We start from the raw sequence: 22,603 nt of genomic DNA, 5'->3' as shown, positions 1-22,603 counted from the left end.
GCGCTGGATCTTCGCGCGGTCAGGCGCGGGAGGCCCCGCCGCCGCTGGGGGGCTGGATGCGGATGACACGGTCGTCGCTGGCCACCGGCTTGCCGCCCGACTTGTTGACCGTGCCCAGCCAGAGCAGGCCGTCGGTGCCGAGGGTGGCGGCGGCGAGGCGGCCGTAGACGTTGGCGAGGAGGGTCTCGGGGGCGCCGGAGAAGCTGCCGTCGTCGGCGGGGCGGAGCACCGAGAGCGCCGCGCCGCCGGTCAGCGCGACGGCGACCACCCCCGGCTGGGCCATGCAGCCCGCGACCCCCGGGCGGTCCGGCCAGGTCCACGCGGCGGGGCCGAGCGGGCCGGGCGCGACCCGGAAGAGCACGTCGCGCGACGCCGCCCGGTCGGTGACCCACACCGACTCGTTGCTGGAGTCCGTGCAGATCCCACCCGGCTGGCTCAGGCCCGTGCTCAGCACCGGCGAGCCCGGGCTCGGATTGGCCGCGGCCGGGCGGCCGAGGGTGTCGATCCGCAGCACCTTGCCGTTGAGCGCGGTGGGGGCGGGGGCCGGGTCGCCGGCGTTGCCGGTGGCGACGAGCAGCGTGTTGCCGGCGTCCGTGCCGAGCGCACCGCCGTTGCCCGACGGTCCCTTCGGGATCCCGGTCAGCACCGGTTTGGGCGGCTCGTTGGGTGCGAGCCGGAGCACCCGGTTGTCCTCGGGCGTGGTCGCGTAGGCGTAGACGAGCTGGTCCTCCTGGTAGGTGGGGGAGAGCACCAGCCCGGTCAGCCCGCCGCCGCCGGCCGCGTCGACCGGGACGGTGGTGATCAGCACCGGGTCCTTCCCGCGCTCGACCCGCAGCACCCGGCCGGTCGCGCGCTCGCCCACCAGGGCCGATACGCCGTTGGGCAGCACCGCGAGCGCCCCGACGGGGTCCAGGCAGGTGGCGACGACCTGGGGATCCGGATCGTCGCAGCCCGCGGGCGTCTGCGGGGCGCCGGGATCGGCCGAGTCCCCGTTCTCGTCCCCCTGCTCGCCCCCGGGCGCCTCCTGCACGGACGGCGGGCCGCCCAGTTCGCCCTGCCCCTCGGTCTTCTCCTGCCAGTCCCGCGGGCCCTCGTCCGGGAAGGTCGCGCAGCCCGCGAGCAGCGCGAGCAGGCCGATCAGGGCGACCAGCGCGAGCCGCAGGCGGGGAGGGCGGTGGCGCACGTGATCAGGCTAGGCGCGGTGAGGTGAGCGGCCGGTGAGTAGCGTCGGCGGTATGACCGTGGTCCTGGTCCCGCACCCACGCGCTGCCGACGCCCTCGCCGACCTGCCGAACCTCCGCCCGCTGGTCTACGACCCGGCGAAGCCGCTCCCCGCGGGCGCCGAGGAGGCCGAGGTCCTCGTCCCGCCCTTCCTCGCGACCGGCAGGGTCGTGGAGCTCGCCGAGCAGCTGCCGAACCTCAAGCTGGTGCAGCTGCTCACGGCGGGAGCCGAGGCGTGGATCGGGAAGCTGCGCGACGGCGTCCTGCTCTCGGACGGCAAGGGCGCGCACGGCGGCGCGACGGCGGAGTGGGTCGTCGCGGTGCTCCTCGCGGTGTACCGGGAGCTGCCGGGGTTCGTGCAGGCGCAGGAGCGCGGCGAGTGGACCCAGCACATCACCGACGAGCTCGGGGGCAAGCGGGTGCTGATCGTCGGGGCCGGCGACGTCGCGGAGAACCTCGTGCGCCGCCTCGAGCCGTTCGAGGTCACGATCACGCTGGTCGGCCGACGCCAGCGTGAGGGCGTGCACGGCATCGACGAGGTGCACGACCTGCTGCCGCAGCACGACGTCTGCGTGGTGATCGTCCCGCTGACGGACGAGACCCGTGGCCTGGTCGACAAGGACTTCCTGGCCGCGATGCCCGACGGCGCGGTGCTGGTCAACGGCGCACGCGGACCCGTGGCCGACACGGACGCGCTGCTCGCGGAGCTCCGCAGCGGGCGCCTCCGCGCGGCGCTCGACGTCACCGACCCGGAGCCGTTGCCGGCCGGACACCCGCTGTGGGAGGCGCCGGGGCTGCTTCTGACCCCGCACGTGGGCGGCAGCGTCCCCGCCGCGATGAGCCGCGCCTTCCGCGTGATGCGCGAGCAGCTCGGCTACTTCGCGCGCGGCGAGGAGCCGCCGAACGTGGTGCGCAACGGCTACTGACGCTAGTCCTCGGTGCCGACGTCGTTGCTCTGGTCGACGATCGTCTGCCGCTCGGGCGTGACCCAGAGGATCACCCGCTCGGACTTGATCATGTCGGGCGGGTAGTCCTGGTCGTTGTACTTCCGGGACAGCTCGTCGATGTGGGTGCGGGCCTCGTCGCCGGTCGTCGTGTCGGTGACGCGCCCGCGGACCTCGGCGTACCGGTACGGGTTGTCCTCGTCCCGGATGAGCACGGTGATCCGGGAGTCCCGCCCGACGTTGCGCGCCTTCGCGCGGTGGGTCTCGGTGTTCAGCACGAGCCTGCCGTCCTTGATCCCGCACCAGATCATGTGGTTCTGGATCAGCCCGCTCGGGAAGACGGTCGCCACGGCGGCGAAGTTGGCCCCCTCGGCCAGCTTGCGCGTGTCGTGGTGCAGCGCGGGCCCGTCGAGAGTGTCCGCCATGGTCATCGGGTGCCCCCGCGCCACCGGGCGAAACCTGGCGAACACGCTGGTCGGCGACGCCTACGGCGGGCCGGGCGCGGATACCCTCGGCGCCATGACCGACCCCACCAGGCAGTTCGACATCGGCACGCTCGGCGGGACCCGGCCCCCGGAGCCGGAGACGGACCGGCGGCCGGTCGCGTGGAGCGGCGGGGCCGACATCGGCATGCTGCTGCTGCGCCTCGGCGTGGGCGGGATCTTCGTGGCCCACGGCCTGCAGAAGGTCTTCTCGATGTGGGGCGGCCGGGGCATCGGCGAGACGACCACGATCCTGGCCGGCCTCGGCTTCCGGCAGGCCTCGACGCTGGCGTGGGCGCTCGGCTTCGGCGAGCTGATCCTCGGTGCGCTGCTGGTGCTCGGGCTGTTCACGCCGCTCGCGGCGGCGGGCCTGCTGGCCGTCAAGATCTGCGCGGTCGTGGTCAAGTGGGGCAGCCCGTTCTTCGTCGCGGTCTCCCCGAACGCCCTGGAGCTCGACGTCGCGCTCGGCGCCGGAGTCGCCGCGCTGCTGTTCGTCGGGGCCGGGCGGATCTCGCTGGACAGCGGCCGCACCTGGCAGCGCCGGCCGGTGCCGTGGTCGATCCTGTTCCTGGTCGTCGGGGTCGCCGTCGCGGCGGGCGTGCTGTTCGGCCTGCGGTGACGGACTGGCTCGCCGCCGTCGCCCGACGGCTGGGCGGCACCCCCGAGGTCGTCGGCCGGAGCCCGCTGGCCGGCGGGTACGTCGCGGCGGGCGTCGAGCGCGTCGACCTGCGGGTCGGCGGCCGGCCGGTGTCGGTCGTGGTCAAGCCCGCCGATCCCGTCGAGGTCGCCGCGATGCGCGCGGTCGCCGTGGTCGAGGACGTCGTCGCGCCGCGGATGCTCCACCCCGATCCGCTCGTGCTGACCTGGGTCGACGGCGAACCCGCGGCCGAGGGGGACCCGGTGCCCCCCGAGGTCCGGCGGACCCTCGCCCGGGTGCACCGGCACTGGTTCCGCAAGCGGGCGCGCGGCATCCCGGTGGTCGACGCCGCGTGGTGGGCCGCGCTCTGCGAGCGGACCCTCGTGGCGGTGCGCGGCGGGGCCCGGCGCACCGGCGAGGCGGAGTACGAGCGGGCGGCGGCGCTGGTGGCGGAGTGGGCGGCGGACCCACGGATCCGTGCCGCGCTCACCCTTCTGCCCCGGACGCTCTGCCACGGCGACCCGCACCGCGGCAACATGCTCGGGACCGCGTTGATCGACTGGGGCAACGCCCGGATGGCCCCGGCGGGCCTGGACCTCGCCGTCCTCGAGGCCCAGGGCACCTCGGACGACGCGGCCTACCGCGCCGAGGCACCCGCCCTGCCCGGCCCGCTCGCCGCCGTCGAGCGGGAGTGGGCGCGGGTCCACGTGCACGTGCAGTACCTGGGCTTCGCCGCCGACCACCTCGGCGCCGCCCGGGTCGCCGAGATGATCGAGACGGCGGCGGAATCCCTCTCGCGCCTCGGCCCCGCCCTCACCGACTGCACGAACGGCACTGTCGTGCAGACCTAGCGCACGAGAGTGCCGTTCGTGCAGGTCAGGGTCAGCGGCCGACGGTGCGCTGCAGGTGCTCGGGGTAGCGATCGCCCGCGACACCGGCGCCGACGGCGTCGAGCTCGGTGATCTCCTCGGGCGTGAGCTCCAGGGTCGCCGCCTCGACGTTCTGCTCCAGGTAGGTGCGGCGCTTGGTGCCCGGGATCGGCACGACGTGCTCGCCCTTCGCCTGCACCCAGGCCAGCGCGAGCTGCCCGGCCGTGACGCCGCGCTTCTCCGCCAGGGCCTTCACGGTGTCGACGATCGCGAGGTTGGCGGACAGGTTCTCGGCGGAGAACCGCGGCAGCCCGCTGCGCATGTCCTTCTCGCCGAGCTGGTCCGCGGAGGTGATCGAGCCGGTCAGGAAGCCGCGGCCGAGCGGGGAGAAGGGCACGACGCCGATGCCCAGCTCCGCGCAGGTGGGCGCGATCTCCGCCTCGATGTCGCGGGTCCACAGCGACCACTCGCTCTGCAACGCGGTCACCGGGTGCACGGCGTGCGCGGCCCGGATCGTCGCCGCGCCCGCCTCCGAGATGCCGGCGTACCGGATCTTGCCCGCCGCGACGAGCTCGGCGAGCGCGCCCCAGGTCTCCTCGATCGGCGTGTCGGGGTCGACGCGGTGCTGGTAATAGAGGTCGATGTGGTCAACGCCGAGGCGGGCCAGCGACTCGTCGCAGCACTGCTTCACGAAGGCGGCGTCCCCGCGGGCGGCCTGGCCGCCGTCCGCGTCCCGGACGATCCCGAACTTGGTGGCGAGCACGACCTCGTCCCGGCGGTCCCGGATCGCCCGGCCGACGAGCTCCTCGTTGGCCCCGGCGCCGTAGACGTTCGCCGTGTCGAGCAGCGTGACGCCCAGGTCGAGCGCCCGGTGGATCGTCGCGATCGACTCGGTCTCGTCCCCGGTGCCGTAGCTCTGGGACATGCCCATGCAGCCCAGCCCCTGGGCGGAGACGGTCAACTCACCGAGCGTGCGGGTCGGAAGGGTCATGGAGCCGAACCTACGCCGACCCGCACACGGCTCGACCGCTCTACGGGACGTGCCGGACGGCACCCGTGTCGGCGCTGGTGGCCATCGCGGCGTACGCGCGGAGGGCCTTCGAGACCACCCGGTCGCGGTCCTTCGGGGTCCACGGCCGCTCGCCGGCGTCCATCTTGGCGCGGCGCTCGGCGAGCACCTCGTCGTCGACCAGGATCTGCAGCGTCCGCTCCCGGACGTCGATGAGGATCCGGTCGCCGTCCTCGACCAGGCCGATCGCGCCGCCGGCCGCGGCCTCGGGCGCGACGTGCCCGACCGAGATGCCGCTCGAGCCGCCGGAGAACCGCCCGTCGGTGACCAGCGCGCACTTCGCGCCCAGGCCCGCGCCCTTGAGGAACGCGGTCGGGTGCAGCATCTCCTGCATGCCCGGCCCGCCGGCGGGGCCCTCGTATCGGACGACCAGGACGTCGCCCGGCTGGATCTGCTTGGTGAGGATGACCGACACGGCCTCCTCCTGGCTCTCGACGACCCGCGCCGGTCCCTCGAACCGCCAGATGTCCTCGGGGATGCCGGCGGTCTTGATCACCGCGCCGCGCTCCGCGAGGTTGCCGCGCAGCACGGCCAGCCCGCCGTCCGCGGTGTAGGCGTGCGCCTTGTCGCGGATGCAGCCGCCGGCCGCATCGGTGTCCAGCGACGACCAGCGGTTCTCCGTGGAGAACGCCTCGGTGGTCCGGACCCCGCCGGGCGCGGCGTGGTAGAGCTCGACCGCGGTCTCCGACGGCGACTCCGCGCGGATGTCCCACTCGGACAGCCACTGCTCCAGCGAGGGGGAGTGGACGGAGTGCACGCCCTCGTTGAGCAGCCCGGCCCGCCACAGCTCGCCCAGGATGGCGGGGATGCCGCCGGCCCGGTGGACGTCCTCCATGTGGTAGTCCGAGTTCGGCGAGACCTTGGCCAGGCACGGCACCCGGCGGGAGATCGCGTCGATGTCGGCGAGCGAGAAGTCGATCTCGCCCTCCTGCGCCGCGGCGAGGATGTGCAGCACCGTGTTGGTGGAGCCGCCCATCGCGACGTCGAGCGCCATGGCGTTCTCGAACGCCTCGCGGGTGGCGATGTTGCGCGGGAGCGCGGACTCGTCGTCGTGGGCGTACCAACGCTTCGCCAGCGCCATCACCGTGCGACCGGCCTCGAGGAACAGCTCGCGGCGGGCGGCGTGGGTGGCCAGGGTCGACCCGTTGCCCGGCAGCGAGAGCCCGAGGGCCTCGGTGAGACAGTTCATCGAGTTCGCGGTGAACATGCCCGAGCAGGAGCCGCAGGTCGGGCACGCCGAGCGCTCGACGACGGACAGCCCGTCCTCGTCCACCGCCGACGACGCCGAGGCCGAGATCGCCGTGATGAGGTCGGTCGGCGCGTGCGCCACCCCGTCGACGACGACGGCCTTGCCGGCCTCCATCGGCCCGCCGGACACGAACACCGTGGGGATGTTCAGCCGCATTGCGGCGTTGAGCATGCCCGGGGTGATCTTGTCGCAGTTCGAGATGCAGACCAGCGCGTCGGCCGCGTGCCCGTTGACCATGTACTCGACGGCGTCGGAGATGATCTCGCGGGAGGGCAGCGAGTAGAGCATGCCGCCGTGCCCCATGGCGATGCCGTCGTCGACCGCGATGGTGTTGAACTCGCGCGGCACGCCCCCGGCCTCGCGGATGGCCGAGGCGACGAGGTCGCCGAGGTCCTTGAGGTGCACGTGCCCCGGCACGAACTGGGTGTAGGAGTTGGCGATCGCGACGATCGGCTTGCCGAAGTCGTCGTCGCCCATGCCGGTGGCGCGCCACAGGGAGCGGGCACCGGCGGCGTTGCGGCCGTGCGTGGTGACTCTCGAACGGAGGGCCGGCATCGGGGTCAGGTCCTTTCGGGGGGCGACGGGGGCTCCGGCGGCGGAGCCTCCGCCTGTGCCGGATCGGGCAGCCTGCCGCCGGAGACGGCGGCCAGTACGGGAAGGTCGCGGACGTGGACGGTCGGCAGCGGTAGCTCGGTCCCGTCCGTCAGCATCGCGCTGACCCGGGATTTCTTGCCCAGTCGCAGCGAGCTGATCTCCGTCCACGGTACGCGCCGCGAGGAGAACAGACGACGAGCGGTGACGGACTCGGCGTCGACGACCGTGCGCACCCGCACGATCCAGTACGAGAACGCGAGCGGCAGCACGTAGACCAGCCACAGCCAGGGCGCCCCGAACGCGAACGGGATCGCGGCCACCAGGAAGAACGCGGCACCGGCGAGCGCGAGCGGCGAGCGGCGGAAGGACAGCCGCGTCGGGACCGCCCGCGGGGGCAGCCTGTCGGTCGAGGCGACGTGCCCCTCCGCGATGCCGGGCCTGCTGGTGTGCTCTGCGCTCACGTCCCCATGGTCGCACCTCGCACCGACACTCCACGCGCCGTCCCGGAGCCGCTGCCGGTGCTGCTGTCGGTCCCACGATCCGGGACCCCGCGTCCCAGCCGGTTGACGCCCTCTCCCGCGCGCGTGTTAACGTCGTCGCCATGTCCGCCCTCCGAATTCTCGTACTTCCCAGGCGCGTCCACGCCTGAGTAGCTCCCGAGTACTCGGACCACGACGCGCCACCCTCGTCACGCCTGGCCCAGGCGGCGGGGGTTTTTTCATGTCCAGGGCGCACCCGACACCACCGAGATCATCGGCACCGACAGCAGCGAGGCAGCGCAGATGACCACCGCCACGCCCCGTCCTGGCACCCCGGGACCCAAACCGGCACCGCCGCCGGGACGCGCAGGAGTGCCCGCGGGCCGCCAGAACGGCGCCCCCGGCCAGCGTCCCGACGTCGTGCCCGGGCCGCGATCCGGCCCGGAGCAGGTGACCGGAGCCCAGTCCCTCGTGCGTTCGCTCGAGTCGATCGGGTGCGACACGGTCTTCGGCATCCCCGGCGGGGCGATCCTGCCGGCCTACGACCCGCTGCTCGACTCGACGAGCGTGCGGCACGTCCTCGTCCGGCACGAGCAGGGCGCGGGACACGCGGCCACCGGGTACGCGCAGGCCACCGGCAAGGTCGGGGTGTGCATGGCGACCTCGGGCCCGGGTGCGACCAACCTGATCACCCCGCTCGCCGACGCGCACATGGACTCCGTCCCGGTCGTGGCCATCACGGGCCAGGTGGCCCGGCCGCTGATCGGTACGGACGCGTTCCAGGAGGCCGACATCACCGGCATCACCATGCCGGTGACCAAGCACAACATGCTGGTGACCGACGCCGCGGAGATCCCGCGGGCGATCGCCGAGGCGTTCCACCTGGCCGCCACGGGCCGACCCGGCCCGGTGCTGGTGGACATCTCCAAGGACGCGCTGCAGGCCCGGACGACCTTCTCGTGGCCGCCGGAGCTCAAGCTGCCGGGCTACCGGCCGACCACCCGGCCGCACGGCAAGCAGATCCGGGAGGCCGCGCGGCTCATCGCGGCGGCCCGCAAGCCGGTGCTCTACGTCGGCGGCGGCGTGCTCAAGGCCGAGGCCTCGGCCGAGCTGCGCGAGCTCGCCGAGCTCACGAACATCCCGGTCGTCACCACCCTGATGGCGCGCGGGGCGTTCCCGGACAGCCACCCGCAGCACGTCGGCATGCCCGGCATGCACGGCACTGTCTCGGCGGTCGGCGCGATGCAGAAGTCGGACCTGCTCATCGCCCTCGGTGCCCGGTTCGACGACCGGGTCACCGGCCAGCTGGCGAGCTTCGCCCCCGACGCGAAGATCGTCCACGCGGACATCGACCCGGCCGAGATCAGCAAGAACCGGCGGGCGGACGTCCCGATCGTGGGCGACTGCAAGGAGATCCTCGCCGAGCTGATCGAGGCCGTGCGGGCCGAGCGCGAGCGCCACGTGGCCGACCTGTCGGCCTGGTGGGGGCAGCTCGACCACTGGCGCACCACCTTCCCGCTCGGCTACGACTGGCCGGACGACGGCTCGCTGTCGCCGCAGTACGTCATCGAGCGGATCGGCGCGATCGCCGGCCCGGAGGCGCTGTACGCCGCGGGCGTCGGCCAGCACCAGATGTGGGCGGCGCAGTTCGTCAAGTACGAGAACCCGCGCACCTGGCTGAACTCCGGCGGCCTCGGGACCATGGGCTACGCGGTCCCCGCGGCCATGGGCGCCAAGACCGGCGCGCCGGACAAGGTCGTGTGGGCCATCGACGGCGACGGCTGCTTCCAGATGACCAACCAGGAGCTCGCCACCTGCGCCATCGAGGGCATCCCGATCAAGGTCGCCGTGATCAACAACGGCAACCTGGGCATGGTCCGGCAGTGGCAGACGCTCTTCTACTCGGAGCGCTACTCCAACACCGACCTCGGCACGCACAAGCACCGCATCCCGGACTTCACGCTCCTCGCCGAGGCGATGGGCTGCGTCGGGCTGCGCGCCGAGTCGAAGGACGACGTCGACCGGGTCATCCGGCAGGCCATGGAGATCAACGACCAGCCCGTCGTCATCGACTTCACGGTCGGTGCCGACGCGCAGGTCTGGCCGATGGTCGCGGCCGGCACCGGCAACGACGAGGTCATGGCGGCCCGCAACATCCGCCCGCTGTTCGAGGGCGACGAGCTGTCCGCCGGCGTCGACGAGGTCAGCGAGGTCACCGAGCGGGCTCTGGAGGACGGGGCGTCCGATGACTGAGACCCACACGCTGTCGGTCCTCGTCGAGGACAAGCCCGGTGTCCTGGCCCGGGTGTCGGGCCTGTTCTCGCGCCGCGGCTTCAACATCATCTCGCTCGCCGTGGGGCAGACCGAGACGCCGGGGATCTCGCGGATGACGATCGTCGTCTCCGTCGAGGACTTCCCCCTCGAGCAGGTCACCAAGCAGCTGAACAAGCTGATCAACGTGATCAAGATCGTCGAGCTGGAGCCCACCGCCTCGGTGCAGCGTGAGCTCCTGCTCGTCAAGGTGCGCGCCGACGCGAGCGTGCGCAGCCAGGTCCTGGAGACCGTGCAGCTGTTCCGGGCGAAGGTGGTCGACGTGGCCCCCGAGGCCCTGACCGTCGAGGCCACCGGCACGATGGACAAGCTGAACGCGCTGCTCCGGATGCTGGAGCCCTACGGGATCCGGGAGATGGTGCAGTCCGGGATGGTGGCCGTCGGCCGCGGACCCCGGTCCATCACCGCGACTTCCGCCCGCTGAGGACCTGCTTGTCAGGGTCCGAGCGTCGATACCGATACTTGCGCAAGACCCCTTCGGAGAGGATTCACCACCCGTCATGAGTGTCAACATCTACTACGACGACGACGCCGACCTGTCGATCATCCAGGGCCGCAAGGTCGCCGTGATCGGCTACGGCTCCCAGGGGCACGCGCACGCGCTGTCGCTGCGTGACTCCGGCGTCGAGGTGAAGATCGGCCTCCCGGAGGGCTCGAAGAGCCGGCAGAAGGCGCAGGACGAGGGTCTGGAGGTGCTCACCCCGGCCGAGGCGTCCGCGTGGGCCGACCTGATCATGATCCTGGCGCCGGACACGAAGCAGCGCTTCATCTACGCCGACGACATCGCGCCGAACCTCCAGAGCGGCGACGTGCTGGCCTTCGGCCACGGCTTCAACATCCGCTACGACCTGATCAAGGCCCCGGCGGACGTCGACGTCGTCATGATCGCGCCCAAGGGCCCGGGCCACCTGGTCCGTCGCCAGTACGTCGACGGCAAGGGCGTTCCGGCCCTGATCGCCGTCGAGCAGGACGCCTCCGGCAACGCCAAGGCCATCGCGCTCTCCTACGCGGCCGGGATCGGCGGCGCCCGCGCGGGCGTCATCGAGACCACCTTCAAGGAGGAGACCGAGACCGACCTGTTCGGCGAGCAGGCGGTGCTCTGCGGTGGCGCGGCCGCGCTGGTGCAGACCGGTTTCGAGGTGCTCACCGAGGCGGGCTACGCCCCGGAGATCGCCTACTTCGAGTGCCTGCACGAGCTCAAGCTGATCGTCGACCTCATGTACGAGGGCGGCATCGCCAACGAGCGCTTCTCCATCTCCGACACCGCCGAGTACGGCGACCTCACCCGCGGCCCGCGCGTGGTCAACGCGGCGACCAAGGAGGAGATGAAGAAGATCCTGGGCGAGATCCAGGACGGCACCTTCGCCCGCGAGTGGGTGGCCGAGGACGAGAACGGCCGCCCGAACTTCACCCGCCTGCAGAAGGAGGGTGCCGAGCACCCGATCGAGCAGGTCGGCGAGAAGCTCCGCGGCCTCATGAGCTGGGTGGGCGAGAAGGCCAAGTAAGGCCGCACGCACCTCGGTCTCTCACGAACGGCACTTTCGTGCGGTAGGTCCGCACGGGAGTGTCGTTCGTGCGTTCACGGGTGACCTGCGGAACCCTGCCCGGGCGGAAGAGGACGGGCCCCGACGGCGTTGACACCTGAGTTGTGCCCGCCGGACGAGAGGTGCCCGCCGTGTCCCTGCCCCTGCCGCTGTCGATCCTCGACCTCGCCACCGTCTCCGAGGGCGAGACCATCCGGGAGGGCCTGGACGCGAGCACCAGGCTGGCGCAGCGCGCGGAGCAGTGGGGCTTCCGGCGCATCTGGTACGCCGAGCACCACAACATGCGCTCGATCGCCTCGTCGGCGACCAGCGTGCTCATCGCCCACGTCGCCGCGCACACCGAGCGGATCACCCTCGGCGCCGGCGGCGTGATGCTCCCCAACCACTCGCCGTTGCAGGTCGCCGAGCAGTTCGGCACCCTCGCCGAGCTCCACCCCGGCCGCATCGAGCTGGGCCTGGGCCGTGCGCCCGGCACCGACCAGGAGACCTTCCGCGCCCTGCGCCGGGACCCGACGGCGTCGGAGCGCTTCCCGCAGGACGTCCAGGAGCTGCAGGCCTTCCTCGGCGACACCAGCCTGGTCCCGAACGTGAACGCCTACCCGGGCCGCGGCACCGGCGTCCCGCTGTCGATCCTCGGCTCGTCGCTCTACGGCGCGCAGGTCGCCGCGCTGCTCGGGCTGCCGTATGTGTTCGCCTCCCACTTCGCGCCCGAGGCGCTGCAGCAGGCGGTCGCGCTCTACCGGCAGGAGTTCCGCCCGTCGGCCCAGCTCGCCGAGCCGCACGTGATGGCCGGCGTGAACGTCATCGCCGCGGACTCGACGGAGGAGGCGGAGACCCTGCGCCGGGCCGTGCAGCGCCAGCGCGTGCGGCTCTTCTACAGCCGCGGCGGCCGGAAGCTCACCGACGAGGAGGCCGAGGCCGTGCTCGACACCCACGCGGGCGAGCAGATCCGGTCGATGACGCGCTACACCGCCGTCGGCACGCCGGACGTCGTCGCGAAGTACCTCGAGGACTTCGCCGCCACGGCGGACGCCGACGAGCTCATCGTGGCCGGCCCCGCCGCCGACCGTGAGAGCTGGTGGCGCAGCTGGGAGCTGCTCGCGGACAAGGTCCAGGGCGCCTGAGCAGTGTCCGGTTCGGCCCTTTTCACCGGCTCGTGACCCGGAAGTGGTATCAGCGGACCTACGCCGGGGGTCGTCCTGTCGGACCGTCCACCTAGAATCGACGTCGGTCCGAGTCCTGCCCGCCCCTTGATCCGTGGAGCATCGCGTCGCCGTGAGTACCGCAGCCGCCACCCGTCCCGTCGTCCTGCTCGCGGAGAAGCTCGCGCCCTCCGCGGTCGAGATGCTGGGGACGGACGTCGAGATCCGCCATGTCGACGGCACGGACCGCCCCGCCCTGCTCGAGGCGATCGCCGACGCCGACGCCCTGCTCGTCCGCTCCGCCACCAAGGTGGACGCGGAGGCGCTGGCCGCGTCGACCCGGCTGAAGGTCGTCGCGCGCGCCGGGGTCGGCCTGGACAACGTCGACGTGCCCGCCGCCACCGCGCGCGGCGTCATGGTCGTCAACGCCCCGACCTCGAACATCGTCTCCGCCGCCGAGCACGCCATCGCGCTGCTGCTCGCCACCGCGCGGCACATCCCGCCGGCCGACGCCAGCCTGCGCCAGGGCCAGTGGAAGCGCAGCCAGTTCGGCGGCGTCGAGCTGCAGGGCAAGACCGTCGGCGTGGTCGGCCTCGGCAAGATCGGCCAGCTCGTGGCGCAGCGCCTCGCGGCGTTCGACGTCCGGCTCGTCGCCTACGACCCGTACGTCGCCCCGGCGCGCGCCGCCCAGCTGGGCATCGAGCTGCTGTCGCTCGAGGACGTGCTGCGGGTGTCGGACTTCATCACGATCCACCTGCCGAAGACCCCGGAGACCCTGGGCCTGATCGGCAAGGACCAGCTCGCGCTGACCAAGCCGGGCGTCATCATCGTCAACGCCGCGCGCGGCGGCCTGATCGACGAGGACGCGCTGGCCGAGGCGGTCCGCTCCGGGCAGGTCGGCGGCGCGGGGATCGACGTCTACGTCTCCGAGCCCACCACCTCCAGCCCGCTGTTCGAGCTGGAGAACGTCACCGTCACCCCGCACCTCGGGGCGTCGACGGCCGAGGCGCAGGACCGCGCGGGCACGGACGTCGCGAAGTCGGTGCAGCTCGCCCTGGCCGGCGAGTTCGTGCCCGACGCCGTGAACGTGCAGATCAACGGCGCGGTCGGCGAGGAGGTCCGGCCCTGGCTGCCGCTGGTGCAGAAGCTGGGCACGGTGCTCTACGCCGTCGCCGGCCGGCTGCCCACCTCGGTCACGGTCGACGTCGCGGGCGAGCTCGCCTCCGAGGACGTCTCGGTGCTCTCGCTGGCCGCCCTGCGCGGCGTGTTCACCCATGTCGTCGAGGACCAGGTCACGTTCGTCAACGTCCCGGCGCTGGCCGCGGACCGCGGCGTCTCGGTCGAGCTGACCACCGCCCCGGAGAGCGAGAACCACCGCTCGGTCGTGCAGCTGCGCGCCGCGATGCCCGACGGCGAGGCCATCACCGTTTCCGGCACGCTCACCGGCCGCGCCCAGGTCGAGAAGCTGGTCGAGGTCAACGGCCGGCACTTCGACCTGCGCGCCGAGGGCGAGGTCCTGCTCCTCGAGTACGCCGACCGCCCGGGCGTGATGGGCCGCGTCGGCTCGCTGCTCGGCGAGGCCGCGGTCAACATCGAGGCCGCGCAGATCAGCCAGACCACCGACGGGACGGACGCGATCATGCTGCTCCGCGTCGACCGCGCGATCGACCCGGGCGTGCTCGAGCCGATCGGCGCCTCGGTCGGCGCCCGCACCACGCGCCTGATCAGCTTCGAGGACTGACCCACACCTGAACGAACGGCACTCTCGCTCACCAGGAATGAGCGAGAGTGCCGTTCGTGTGTGCGGACCCGCTCACTCCTCGTGAACGGGGACGCCGTTCCTGCGTCCGGGACCGTCAAGCCGGTCGCTCATGATCACACCCGCCCGTGTACGAAGCGCTCACCCGATGCGGTGTGCACGCCTCGGATCCGCGATCACCCAGCGTCGGCCGATCTAGGTTCTGCTCCGCCGCACCGCGTCCGCCGGTCGGTGGAAGGGGTGGTCGGTGCACGGCGCGCGGTGGCGGAGGGTGACCTGTCTCGGTGTCGCGGGGCTGACGGCCTCGCTGCTCCTGCTCACCGCCGGCCCGGCCGCGGCGCAGGAGAGAGCGCAGGAGAGCACCTCGACCCTGCACACCGTCTTCGTCGAGTTCGACGACACCTCGGCCGTCGCCGACTACACCTCGGCCCTGCCGCGGGGCCGGGACGTCGCCACGCAGGTCGCGGCCGAGACCCGGGCCCGCATCGACTCCAAGGTCGCGGGCCTGCTCGGCGGGCTCGGCGGCACCGAGGGCGAGCGCGAGCTCTACCGCACCACCAACGCCGTCCCGGGCGTCGCGATCCGCGCCGACGCCGATACCGCCGCCCGTCTCGCGAGCCGCCCGGGCGTGCGCTCGGTCCGCCGGATCACCGACGCCCGGCCGAGCAACGCCTCCGCCGACCAGCTCGGTCGCGCCCTGCAGACCTGGCAGGACACCGGCCGCCTCGGGCAGGGCGTCCGCATCGGCATCGTCGACACCGGCATCGACTACACCCACGCCGACTTCGGCGGCCCCGGCACCGTTGCGGCCTACGAGGCGGCCCGCGCCGGCCGCGGCACCTTTCCCACGGACAAGGTCGTCGGCGGGGTCGACCTCGCCGGCGACGCCTACGACTCGGCGGCCACCGACCCCGCGCAGACCGTCCCGGAGCCCGACGACGACCCGCTCGACTGCGAGGGCCACGGCACCCACGTCGCCGGCACCGCCGCGGGCTTCGGCGTGAACGCCGACGGCACCGCCTTCCGCGGCGACTACTCCGGGCTCACCCCGGACGCGTTGAACGCGATGCGGATCGGCCCGGGCGCCGCGCCGCAGGCCGAGCTGTACGCGATCCGCGTGTTCGGCTGCTCGGGCGCGACCGCGCTGACCCCGCTCGCCCTCGACCGGGCCCTCGACCCGGACGGCGACGGCGACTTCTCCGACCGCCTCGACGTCGTCAACCTCTCGCTGGGCTCGGACTTCGCGCCGGCCGACGACCCGGTCAACGACTTCGTGCAGGAGCTGATCGACAACGGGGTCACCGTGGTCGCCGCGGCAGGCAACGGCGGCGACGTCACCGACGCCGCCGGCGCCCCGGCCACCGCACCGGGAGCCATCGCCGTGGCGAACGTCCGGGACGCCGGCGTGCTGCTCGACGGCGCCGACGTCGTCGCGCCCGAACCGCGAAGGGTCGCCGGCCAGTACAGCGTCGACTTCTCCGGGACCCCCGACGCGACCGGCGACGTCGTCGCACTGCCCGCGGCGAACGCCGAGGGCTGCGCGCCCTTCTCGGGGGTCGCCGGGAAGATCGTCTGGCTCGAGTGGCCGGAGGGCGACGGCGCCCGCGGCTGCGGCTCCGCGGTCCGGGCCGACCACGCGCAGGCCGCTGGGGCAGCCGGAGTGCTGCTGACGTCGGAGGCCCCGGAGCCGGGCGGCGTGGGCATCGCGGGCAACGCGACCGTCCCGATGTTCCAGCTCGACGGGCCCTCGACCGCGGCGCTGCGCCCGGCCCTGCAGGCCGGAACGCTGCGGGTGCACCTGGACGGGACGCTCGCCCAGAGCGCGTCCGTGCAGGTCCCGGGCATCGCGGACACGATCAGCGAGAGCTCGGCCCGCGGCGGGCGCGGCCCGGGCGTGAAGCCGGACGTCGCGGCGCCGGGGGAGTCGATCGTCTCCGCAGCCGCGGGCAGCGGGGCGGGGCGGTCGAGCAAGACCGGCACCTCGATGGCCAGCCCGTTCGTCGCGGGAGTGGCGGCGCTGGTGCGGGAGGCGCACCCGGAGTGGACACCAGCGGAGGTGAAGGCCGCCATCGTCACCACGGCCGCCGACGTCCGCAGCCCGACCGGTGACCTGATGGCGCCGATGCGGGCGGGCGCGGGCCGGGTGGACGCGCGCGCCGCGCAGGACCCGCCCGTGCTGGCCGCCGACGCGGAGGATCCCGGTGCGGTGGGCGTCGGGTTCGGCGTGGTCGAGGTGCCTGCCGGCCGGACCGTCACGCTGGCGAGGACGCTGCACGTCAGCGGCGCCGCCCACCTGCGGTACGAGCCGATCACCACGATGCCCGGCGTCACGATCTCCGTCGGGCCGGCGCAGGTCGACGGCCCCGCGGACGTCACCGTGCGGCTCACCGCGCAGGCCGACGCCCTCCGGAAGACCCTCGACCCGACCATGGCCGCGACCCAGGGCGGCCGGGCGCGGCAGTTCGTCGCCGACGCGTCCGGCCGGATCGTGCTCACCGTGGGCGGCCGCGAGGTGCGCGTCCCGGTGACCTCCGCGCCCAAGCCGGTCGCGAGCCAGACCGCGGCCCTCGACGGCGGTGACGTCGTGTTGGCCGGCACCGCCGTGGACCAGGGGAGCGGCGCGCAGGCCTACCGCTCCCGCGCCGGGGTGTTCCGGCTACTGGCGGCAAGTCCCGAGCTGCCGCGCTGCCGGGCCGGCCTGTCGACCCGCTGCGTCGCCAACGACACCGGCCAGGGCGGGGACGTCCGCTGGGTCGGCGCGGCGCGGGCCGGTGACACGATCGGGATCGCCGTGTCGATGTGGGGCACCCTGCCCGACGTCGGCGCGACCACCGTGCCGACCGTCGGGTTCGACGTCGACGGCGACGGGTCCGTCGACCGCGCCGTCGGGCTGGTGAAGGAGGGCGGGACGGACGTGCTGGTGGCGCAGGTCCTGGACCTGCAGCGACAGACCCCGGACGGGCCCGCGGAGGTCGACGCGCAACCGGTCAACGGGTTCGAGGGCGACACCGACACGAACGTCTTCGACACCGACACGTGGGTGCTGCCGGTGCGGCTGTCCGCGCTCGGCATCGACCCCGCCGCCGGCTCGGCGCCGCTGCGGATGCAGGTCGTGGTCGAGGGCGACTACGGCCCGACGGACGTGACCAACCCCGGCGCCGAGCCGACCGCGGCGGTCGACGTCGTCGACGTCCCGGAGGCGTGGGACCCGCTGGCCGAGCCGCCGTCCGCGGAGCCGCTGCTGCGGCCCGCCGACGCCGGCACCCGCATCCGCGCCCCGGACGGCGAGCTGCTCGTCGTGCTGCCGCAGAACGCCACCGGCGGGCACGCGCTCCCCCTCGCCGGTCCTGCCCCGGGTCCCGCGCGCGGGTTCGTCACCGCCCCGCTCGCCCCAGCTGCTGCTCCATCCGGGTGACGAGACGCACAGCGGGTGGGACCCCGCCGTCGGCCGCTCCGAGCCGCAGGCGCACAATCTGACCCGCTCGGGGGTGTGTCGGGCCGGATCGGCGTGCCGGCTGGCACGACTTCACCGCCCCGGGTGACCCCGATGGAGTGGACGGTGGCCGGTCGCCGCCGCACCAGCGGGTAGCGTTCGATAGCCGCCCGATCGCACGCCGTGATGGGGCGTATCGAGAGAGGACATTTCGCAGCATGCGCCTTGCGGTCATTCCCGGCGACGGCATCGGGCCGGAGGTCATCGACGAGGCCCTGAAGGTCTTGACCGAGGTCATCCCGGACGTCCAGACGACCACCTACGACCTCGGCGCAGCCCGGTGGCACTCCACCGGCGAGCTGCTGCCCGAGTCCGTCCTCACCGAGCTGCAGCAGCACGACGCCATCCTCCTCGGCGCGGTCGGCGACCCGTCGGTGCCGAGCGGCATCCTCGAGCGCGGCCTGCTCCTGCGCCTGCGCTTCGAGCTCGACCACCACGTGAACCTGCGCCCGGCGCGGCTCTACCCCGGGGTCCGCGGCCCGCTCGCCGGCAACCCCGAGATCGACATGGTCGTGGTGCGCGAGGGCACCGAGGGCCCGTACGTCGGCACCGGCGGCCTGCTCCGCAAGGACACCCCGCACGAGGTCGCGACCGAGGTCAGCACCAACACCGCGTTCGGCATCGAGCGCGTGGTGCGGGACGCGTTCGCCCGCGCCGAGCGCCGCCCCCGCAAGCACCTGACCCTGGTGCACAAGACCAACGTGCTGACCTTCGCCGGCGCGCTGTGGTCGCGGATCGTGGAGGAGGTGTCGCTGGAGCACCCGGACGTCTCGGTCGCCTACCAGCACGTCGACGCCACCACGATCCACCTGGTCACCGACCCGAGCCGGTTCGACGTGATCGTCACGGACAACCTGTTCGGCGACATCCTCACCGACCTCGCGGCGGCCGTGACCGGCGGCATCGGCCTCGCGGCCAGCGGCAACCTCGACGCCAGCGGCCGCAACCCGAGCATGTTCGAGCCGGTCCACGGCTCGGCGCCGGACATCGCCGGCCAGGGCATCGCCGACCCGACCGCCGCGGTGCTGTCGGTCGCGCTGCTGCTCGACCACGTCGGCCAGCAGGACGCGGCCCGCCGCGTCGAGGCCGCCGTCGCGTTCGACCTCGCGACCCGCGACCACAGCGCGACCGGGCACACCCAGGCGATCGGCGACCGGCTCGCCGCGCTGGTGTCCAGCCGCACCGCGGAGCCGGCCTCCAGCGAGGCCTGAGCCCCTCCGGGACGACGGCCCGGTACCCCACGCGCGGGGTGCCGGGCCGTCGTGCGTCCGGGTCAGACGACCCGCTGGAGCTCACCGATCAGCATCGTGGCGCCGGCCTGGGCGAAGTTCGCCAGGTCGTCGTTGGCGGCCTTGCCCTCCGGGGTCCCCATCGCCTCCTGCATGACCTCGGCCGAGGCGAAGGTAAGGGTCGCGATGAGGTGGTACTGCGGGGCCGAGCCGTCGGGACCGGGGCCCGGCCGGACGATCGTGAACGACTCCAGGTTCGGCAGCTTCGTCGCGAGCGGGGCGTGCACCTCGTCGTAGTGCTTGTCGAACGCGGCCGGGTCCGCGGGCGGGTTGTACAGGACGGTCAAGGAGATCGACACGAACGGTCCTCCGGGGTAGGGGCCGCGGACACCGGCGTCCGCGACGTCTTCCCATCATCGAAGGCGAGTGCATCAGAGCGACAGAGGCTCTCACGATGTGGGACGCGTGTGTGACATCGCGGGATGCGCCGGGCAGACTGCCCGCGTGCGCTTCACCAGCGTGATCATTATCTGCTAGCGCGTCGGCAGCTCCTCGAGCCGACGCGCAGACCTCTCGCATCCGCGGGGGGTCTTTTTTGTTGCCCGCCCCCGCCCGACCCCACCACACACGGAGAACCCGGATGTCCCGCACCACGCCCGCCGGCACCCCGCTCGGCGACGCCTTCCACGTCTACGACACCACGCTGCGGGACGGGGCCCAGCGTGAGGGCATCTCCTACTCCGTCGCCGACAAGCTCGCCGTCGCCCGGCACCTCGACGCGCTCGGCGTCGGGTTCGTCGAGGGCGGGTGGCCCGGGGCGCTGCCGAAGGACACGGAGTTCTTCGCCCGCGCCGCGGCGGGGGAGCTGCAGCTGCGCCACGCCGTGCTCGTCGCCTTCGGCTCGACGCGCAAGGCGGGGGTGCGGGCCGAGGACGACCCGCAGGTCCGCGCCCTGCTCGACTCGCAGGCCCCCGCAGTGACGTTGGTGGCGAAGTCGGACCGCCGGCACGTCGAGCGGGCGCTGCGCACGGACGTCGCGGAGAACTGCGCGATGGTCGCCGACACCGTGTCCTTCCTGCGCCGCGAGGGCCGCCGGGTGTTCGTCGACGCCGAGCACTTCTTCGACGGCTACCGGTTCGACGCCGACACCTCGCTGCGGGTGCTCGACGCGGCCATGACCGCCGGTGCGGACGTCGCCGTCCTGTGCGACACCAACGGCGGGATGCTGCCGCTCGGGCTCGCCGAGGTGGTGCGCGAGGTCGCCGACCGCACCGGCTTCCGGCTCGGCATCCACTGCCAGGACGACACCGGCTGCGCCGTCGCCAACTCCGTCGCCGCCGTCCAGGCCGGGGTCACGCACGTGCAGTGCACGGCCAACGGCTACGGCGAGCGGACCGGCAACGCCGACCTGTTCGCCGTCGTCGGGAACCTGGCGACGAAGCTGGACATGCCGGTGCTGCCGTCGCTGCGCGACCTCACCCGCGTCTCGCACGCCCTGGCGGAGATCGCCAACCTCGCCCCGGACACCCACCAGCCGTACGTCGGGGCGTCGGCGTTCGCGCACAAGGCGGGGCTGCACGCGAGCGCGATCAAGGTCGACCCGGAGCTGTACAACCACATGGACCCCGCCGAGGTCGGCAACACCCAGCGGGTGCTGGTCACCGAGATGGCCGGGCGCGCGTCGGTGGAGCTCAAGGGTGCGGAGCTGGGGCTGGACATGGCGGGCAGCCCCGAGGCCGTCTCGACGGTCGTCGGCACCGTGAAGGAGCGCGAGGCCCAGGGCTGGTCGTTCGAGGCCGCGGACGCGTCGCTCGAGCTGCTGATGCGCGGGGCGCTGGGCGAGGAGTCGCCGGTGCCGTTCGCGCTCGAGTCCTACCGCGTGATCATCGAGAAGCGCGCCGGGGCCGACGCGGTCGCCGAGGCCACGGTCAAGCTGCTGGTCGACGGCGAGCGGCGGATCGCGACGCGGGAGGGCAACGGCCCGGTCCACGCCCTCGACGCCGCCCTCCGCGCCGCCCTGGAGCCCTCCTGCCCGTGGCTGGCGGACGTCGAGCTGTCGGACTACAAGGTCCGCATCCTGACACCCGGCGGCTCGGCGGGCACGCACGCGGTCACCCGGGTGCTGGTGGGGACCAGCGACCACCACGGGGAGTGGACGACGGTCGGGGTGCACTCCAACGTCGTCGAGGCCAGCTGGCTGGCGCTCGTCGACGCCCTCGCCTTCGCCGCCCTCCGCACCCGTGTCCCCGTGGCGGTCTGACCGGTCACACCTCCACAGGCTCCTGCACCGGGGCCTGCGGGCGCCGGGCCCAGGCCGGGGCGTGCTCGGGCAGCAGGCCCAGCCCGAACAGCCGCGCCGGCACGAGCTGCAGCTTCGGGTGTCGCTGGGCGAACTTCACCAGCCGCGGCAGGTCGGTCGCCGGCGGCACCGGGGCGTCGGGGTCGACGTCGAGGGCCGCGCCCAGGATCACCCGGTGCAGCCCGCGCTGGACGCCCTGGATCACCGCCGCCGGCAGCCACCGCCGCGCCTGCACCCCGGCCAGCCGCACCGGCGAGATCGGGCCCGAGCGCAGGGCCGGGCCGACGATCCGGGCCGCGGCGACGGCGTCGGCCACCGCGAGGTTGATGCCGACCCCGCCGACGGGCGACATGGCGTGCGCGGCGTCGCCGATGAGCAGGAGCCCCGGCTTCGACCAGCGGCGGAGCCGGTCGAGCCGGACGTCGAGCAGCGACACGTCGTCCCAGCTCTGCAGCGCGCCGACGCGGTCGGTGGTCCACGGGATCAGCCGCGACAACCGGGTCCGCAGGGTGTCGATGCCCTTCGCGCGCAGCTCCGCGTCGCCGCCCTTGCGGATCAGGTACCCGCACTGCCAGTAGTCGCCGCGGTCGATCATCACCGCGAAGTGCCCGCGGGTGAACCGCCCGACGCCGCCCTCGGGGTCGCCCTCGAGGCGGGGCAGCCGGAACCACTCGACGTCGAGCGGCACGCCGAACGCCCGGCTGCGCAGCCCCGACGCCTCGCGCACCGTGGAGCCGCGCCCGTCGCAGCCGACGGTGAGCGTGGCCTGCAGGGTGTGCTCCTCGCCGGTGACCCGGTCCCGCCAGCGCACGCCGGTGACGCGGTCCTCGTCGGTGAGCAGGCCGGTGACCTCGGCGTTGCGGACCAGGGTGAAGGTCGGCTCCTCCTCGCCGGCCGCGGCGAGCAGGTTGAGGAAGTCCCACTGCGGCGTGAGCGCGATGTAGGGCCGCGGATGGTGGAGCAGCGAGAAGTTCCCGATCTGCACGGTGCCGCCGTCGAGCATCGCCCTGATGCTGTCGACCCGGCGGTGCGGCATCGCGTCGAACCGCTCACCGAGGCCCAGCTCGTCGAGCAGTTCGAGGGTCGAGGGATGAACGGTGTCGCCGCGGAAGTCCCGCAGGAAGTCCGCGTGCTTCTCCAGCACGGTGACCTCGACGCCCGCCCGGGCCAGCAACAGCCCGAGGACCATCCCCGCGGGACCGCCACCGACGACGCAGGCGGTGGTGCGGTCGTTATTCATCATGTGTTGAAATGTACTCCGG

The 22,603-nt window shown here is 73.4% G+C and carries 18 protein-coding genes; 11 read left to right on the top strand and 7 right to left on the bottom strand.

All coding sequences use genetic code 11. From position 1 onward, the window contains the following. Nucleotides 1-19 precede the first annotated feature (19 nt). Nucleotides 20-1,183 (bottom strand): PQQ-dependent sugar dehydrogenase, encoded by a 1,164-nt coding sequence (locus ACQP04_RS29870; RefSeq protein WP_433503861.1) that lies wholly within the window; start codon nt 1,181-1,183, stop codon nt 20-22. 52 nt (nt 1,184-1,235) lie between these two features. Between ACQP04_RS29870 and ACQP04_RS29865 the strand changes: the two genes are divergently transcribed. Next, nucleotides 1,236-2,147: a 2-hydroxyacid dehydrogenase gene (locus tag ACQP04_RS29865; protein ID WP_433503860.1), complete on the top strand. Its 912-nt coding sequence runs from the start codon at nt 1,236-1,238 to the stop codon at nt 2,145-2,147. Between the two features lie 2 nt (nt 2,148-2,149). Here ACQP04_RS29865 and ACQP04_RS29860 read toward each other — a convergent pair whose 3' ends face one another. Continuing rightward, on the bottom strand, nt 2,150-2,590 hold the full coding sequence (locus ACQP04_RS29860) for a PPOX class F420-dependent oxidoreductase (protein ID WP_433503859.1): 441 nt from the start codon (nt 2,588-2,590) through the stop codon (nt 2,150-2,152). A gap of 94 nt (nt 2,591-2,684) precedes the next feature. Between ACQP04_RS29860 and ACQP04_RS29855 the strand changes: the two genes are divergently transcribed. Both ACQP04_RS29855 and ACQP04_RS29850 read left to right on the top strand, forming a co-directional pair. Further along, nucleotides 2,685-3,266: a DoxX family protein gene (locus tag ACQP04_RS29855; protein WP_037045111.1), complete on the top strand. Its 582-nt coding sequence runs from the start codon at nt 2,685-2,687 to the stop codon at nt 3,264-3,266. Continuing rightward, nucleotides 3,263-4,135: a phosphotransferase gene (locus ACQP04_RS29850; protein ID WP_433503858.1), complete on the top strand. Its 873-nt coding sequence runs from the start codon at nt 3,263-3,265 to the stop codon at nt 4,133-4,135. The genes ACQP04_RS29855 and ACQP04_RS29850 overlap by 4 nt, the downstream gene beginning before the upstream one ends. A gap of 31 nt (nt 4,136-4,166) precedes the next feature. On the opposite strand, the gene ACQP04_RS29845 is transcribed toward ACQP04_RS29850, so the two are convergent. Genes ACQP04_RS29845 through ACQP04_RS29835 form a run of 3 tightly spaced genes read right to left on the bottom strand, consistent with a single transcriptional unit; the run spans nt 4,167 to nt 7,526 of the window. Continuing rightward, complete coding sequence (locus ACQP04_RS29845) at nt 4,167-5,144, bottom strand: aldo/keto reductase (RefSeq protein ID WP_433503857.1); 978 nt, start codon at nt 5,142-5,144, stop codon at nt 4,167-4,169. Between the two features lie 40 nt (nt 5,145-5,184). Beyond that, the gene (ilvD, locus tag ACQP04_RS29840; protein WP_433503856.1) at nt 5,185-7,026 is read right to left on the bottom strand and encodes a dihydroxy-acid dehydratase; all 1,842 of its coding nucleotides are present in this window, start codon (nt 7,024-7,026) and stop codon (nt 5,185-5,187) included. 5 nt (nt 7,027-7,031) lie between these two features. Next, complete coding sequence (locus ACQP04_RS29835) at nt 7,032-7,526, bottom strand: PH domain-containing protein (RefSeq protein WP_433503855.1); 495 nt, start codon at nt 7,524-7,526, stop codon at nt 7,032-7,034. Between the two features lie 321 nt (nt 7,527-7,847). Between ACQP04_RS29835 and ACQP04_RS29830 the strand changes: the two genes are divergently transcribed. The 7 genes from ACQP04_RS29830 to ACQP04_RS29800 all read left to right on the top strand — a co-directional run bounded on the left by ACQP04_RS29830 (nt 7,848) and on the right by ACQP04_RS29800 (nt 19,024). Then, on the top strand, nt 7,848-9,797 hold the full coding sequence (locus ACQP04_RS29830) for an acetolactate synthase large subunit (protein ID WP_433503854.1): 1,950 nt from the start codon (nt 7,848-7,850) through the stop codon (nt 9,795-9,797). Next, the gene (ilvN, locus tag ACQP04_RS29825; protein WP_037044872.1) at nt 9,790-10,299 is read left to right on the top strand and encodes an acetolactate synthase small subunit; all 510 of its coding nucleotides are present in this window, start codon (nt 9,790-9,792) and stop codon (nt 10,297-10,299) included. Before ACQP04_RS29830 ends, ilvN begins: the two co-directional genes overlap by 8 nt. 76 nt (nt 10,300-10,375) lie before the next feature. After that, complete coding sequence (ilvC, locus tag ACQP04_RS29820; protein WP_433503853.1) at nt 10,376-11,380, top strand: ketol-acid reductoisomerase; 1,005 nt, start codon at nt 10,376-10,378, stop codon at nt 11,378-11,380. Nucleotides 11,381-11,556: 176 nt separating this feature from the next. Further along, on the top strand, nt 11,557-12,543 hold the full coding sequence (locus ACQP04_RS29815; RefSeq protein ID WP_433508462.1) for an LLM class flavin-dependent oxidoreductase: 987 nt from the start codon (nt 11,557-11,559) through the stop codon (nt 12,541-12,543). A gap of 151 nt (nt 12,544-12,694) precedes the next feature. After that, the gene (gene serA / locus ACQP04_RS29810) at nt 12,695-14,302 is read left to right on the top strand and encodes a phosphoglycerate dehydrogenase (RefSeq protein ID WP_433503852.1); all 1,608 of its coding nucleotides are present in this window, start codon (nt 12,695-12,697) and stop codon (nt 14,300-14,302) included. Between the two features lie 289 nt (nt 14,303-14,591). After that, entirely contained in the window at nt 14,592-17,735 is a 3,144-nt protein-coding gene (locus ACQP04_RS29805; RefSeq protein ID WP_433503851.1) for a S8 family serine peptidase, read from the top strand. Nucleotides 17,736-17,971: 236 nt separating this feature from the next. Further along, a complete protein-coding gene (locus tag ACQP04_RS29800; protein WP_433503850.1) occupies nt 17,972-19,024 on the top strand; it encodes a 3-isopropylmalate dehydrogenase in 1,053 nt (350 codons plus the stop codon). A 62-nt stretch (nt 19,025-19,086) separates the two neighbouring features. Here ACQP04_RS29800 and ACQP04_RS29795 read toward each other — a convergent pair whose 3' ends face one another. After that, entirely contained in the window at nt 19,087-19,401 is a 315-nt protein-coding gene (locus ACQP04_RS29795) for an EthD family reductase (protein ID WP_433503849.1), read from the bottom strand. 281 nt (nt 19,402-19,682) lie between these two features. Between ACQP04_RS29795 and cimA the strand changes: the two genes are divergently transcribed. Further along, nucleotides 19,683-21,302, top strand: coding sequence for a citramalate synthase (gene cimA / locus ACQP04_RS29790; RefSeq protein ID WP_433503848.1), 1,620 nt, complete (start codon nt 19,683-19,685; stop codon nt 21,300-21,302). Nucleotides 21,303-21,306: 4 nt separating this feature from the next. Here cimA and ACQP04_RS29785 read toward each other — a convergent pair whose 3' ends face one another. Further along, nucleotides 21,307-22,584: an FAD-dependent oxidoreductase gene (locus ACQP04_RS29785; RefSeq protein WP_433503847.1), complete on the bottom strand. Its 1,278-nt coding sequence runs from the start codon at nt 22,582-22,584 to the stop codon at nt 21,307-21,309. Nucleotides 22,585-22,603 lie beyond the last annotated feature (19 nt).

The organism is Pseudonocardia halophobica (assembly GCF_050948485.1).
Taxonomy (GTDB): Bacteria; Actinomycetota; Actinomycetes; order Mycobacteriales; family Pseudonocardiaceae; genus Pseudonocardia; species Pseudonocardia halophobica.
Note: the sequence above shows the minus strand (reverse complement) of the source record. Positions and strands in the feature narration are given on the sequence as shown.

Excerpts from the sequence above, each read along its gene's own strand:
- ACQP04_RS29865 (WP_433503860.1), top strand. The coding sequence starts at position 1,236 with ATGACCGTGGTCCTGGTCCCGCACCCACGCGCTGCCGACGCCCTCGCC.
- ACQP04_RS29860 (WP_433503859.1), bottom strand. The coding sequence starts at position 2,590 with ATGGCGGACACTCTCGACGGGCCCGCGCTGCACCACGACACGCGCAAG.
- ACQP04_RS29855 (WP_037045111.1), top strand. The coding sequence starts at position 2,685 with ATGACCGACCCCACCAGGCAGTTCGACATCGGCACGCTCGGCGGGACC.
- ACQP04_RS29845 (WP_433503857.1), bottom strand. The coding sequence starts at position 5,144 with ATGACCCTTCCGACCCGCACGCTCGGTGAGTTGACCGTCTCCGCCCAG.
- ilvD (WP_433503856.1), bottom strand. The coding sequence starts at position 7,026 with ATGCCGGCCCTCCGTTCGAGAGTCACCACGCACGGCCGCAACGCCGCC.
- ACQP04_RS29830 (WP_433503854.1), top strand. The coding sequence starts at position 7,848 with ATGACCACCGCCACGCCCCGTCCTGGCACCCCGGGACCCAAACCGGCA.
- ilvN (WP_037044872.1), top strand. The coding sequence starts at position 9,790 with ATGACTGAGACCCACACGCTGTCGGTCCTCGTCGAGGACAAGCCCGGT.
- ilvC (WP_433503853.1), top strand. The coding sequence starts at position 10,376 with ATGAGTGTCAACATCTACTACGACGACGACGCCGACCTGTCGATCATC.
- ACQP04_RS29800 (WP_433503850.1), top strand. The coding sequence starts at position 17,972 with ATGCGCCTTGCGGTCATTCCCGGCGACGGCATCGGGCCGGAGGTCATC.
- cimA (WP_433503848.1), top strand. The coding sequence starts at position 19,683 with ATGTCCCGCACCACGCCCGCCGGCACCCCGCTCGGCGACGCCTTCCAC.
- ACQP04_RS29785 (WP_433503847.1), bottom strand. The coding sequence starts at position 22,584 with ATGATGAATAACGACCGCACCACCGCCTGCGTCGTCGGTGGCGGTCCC.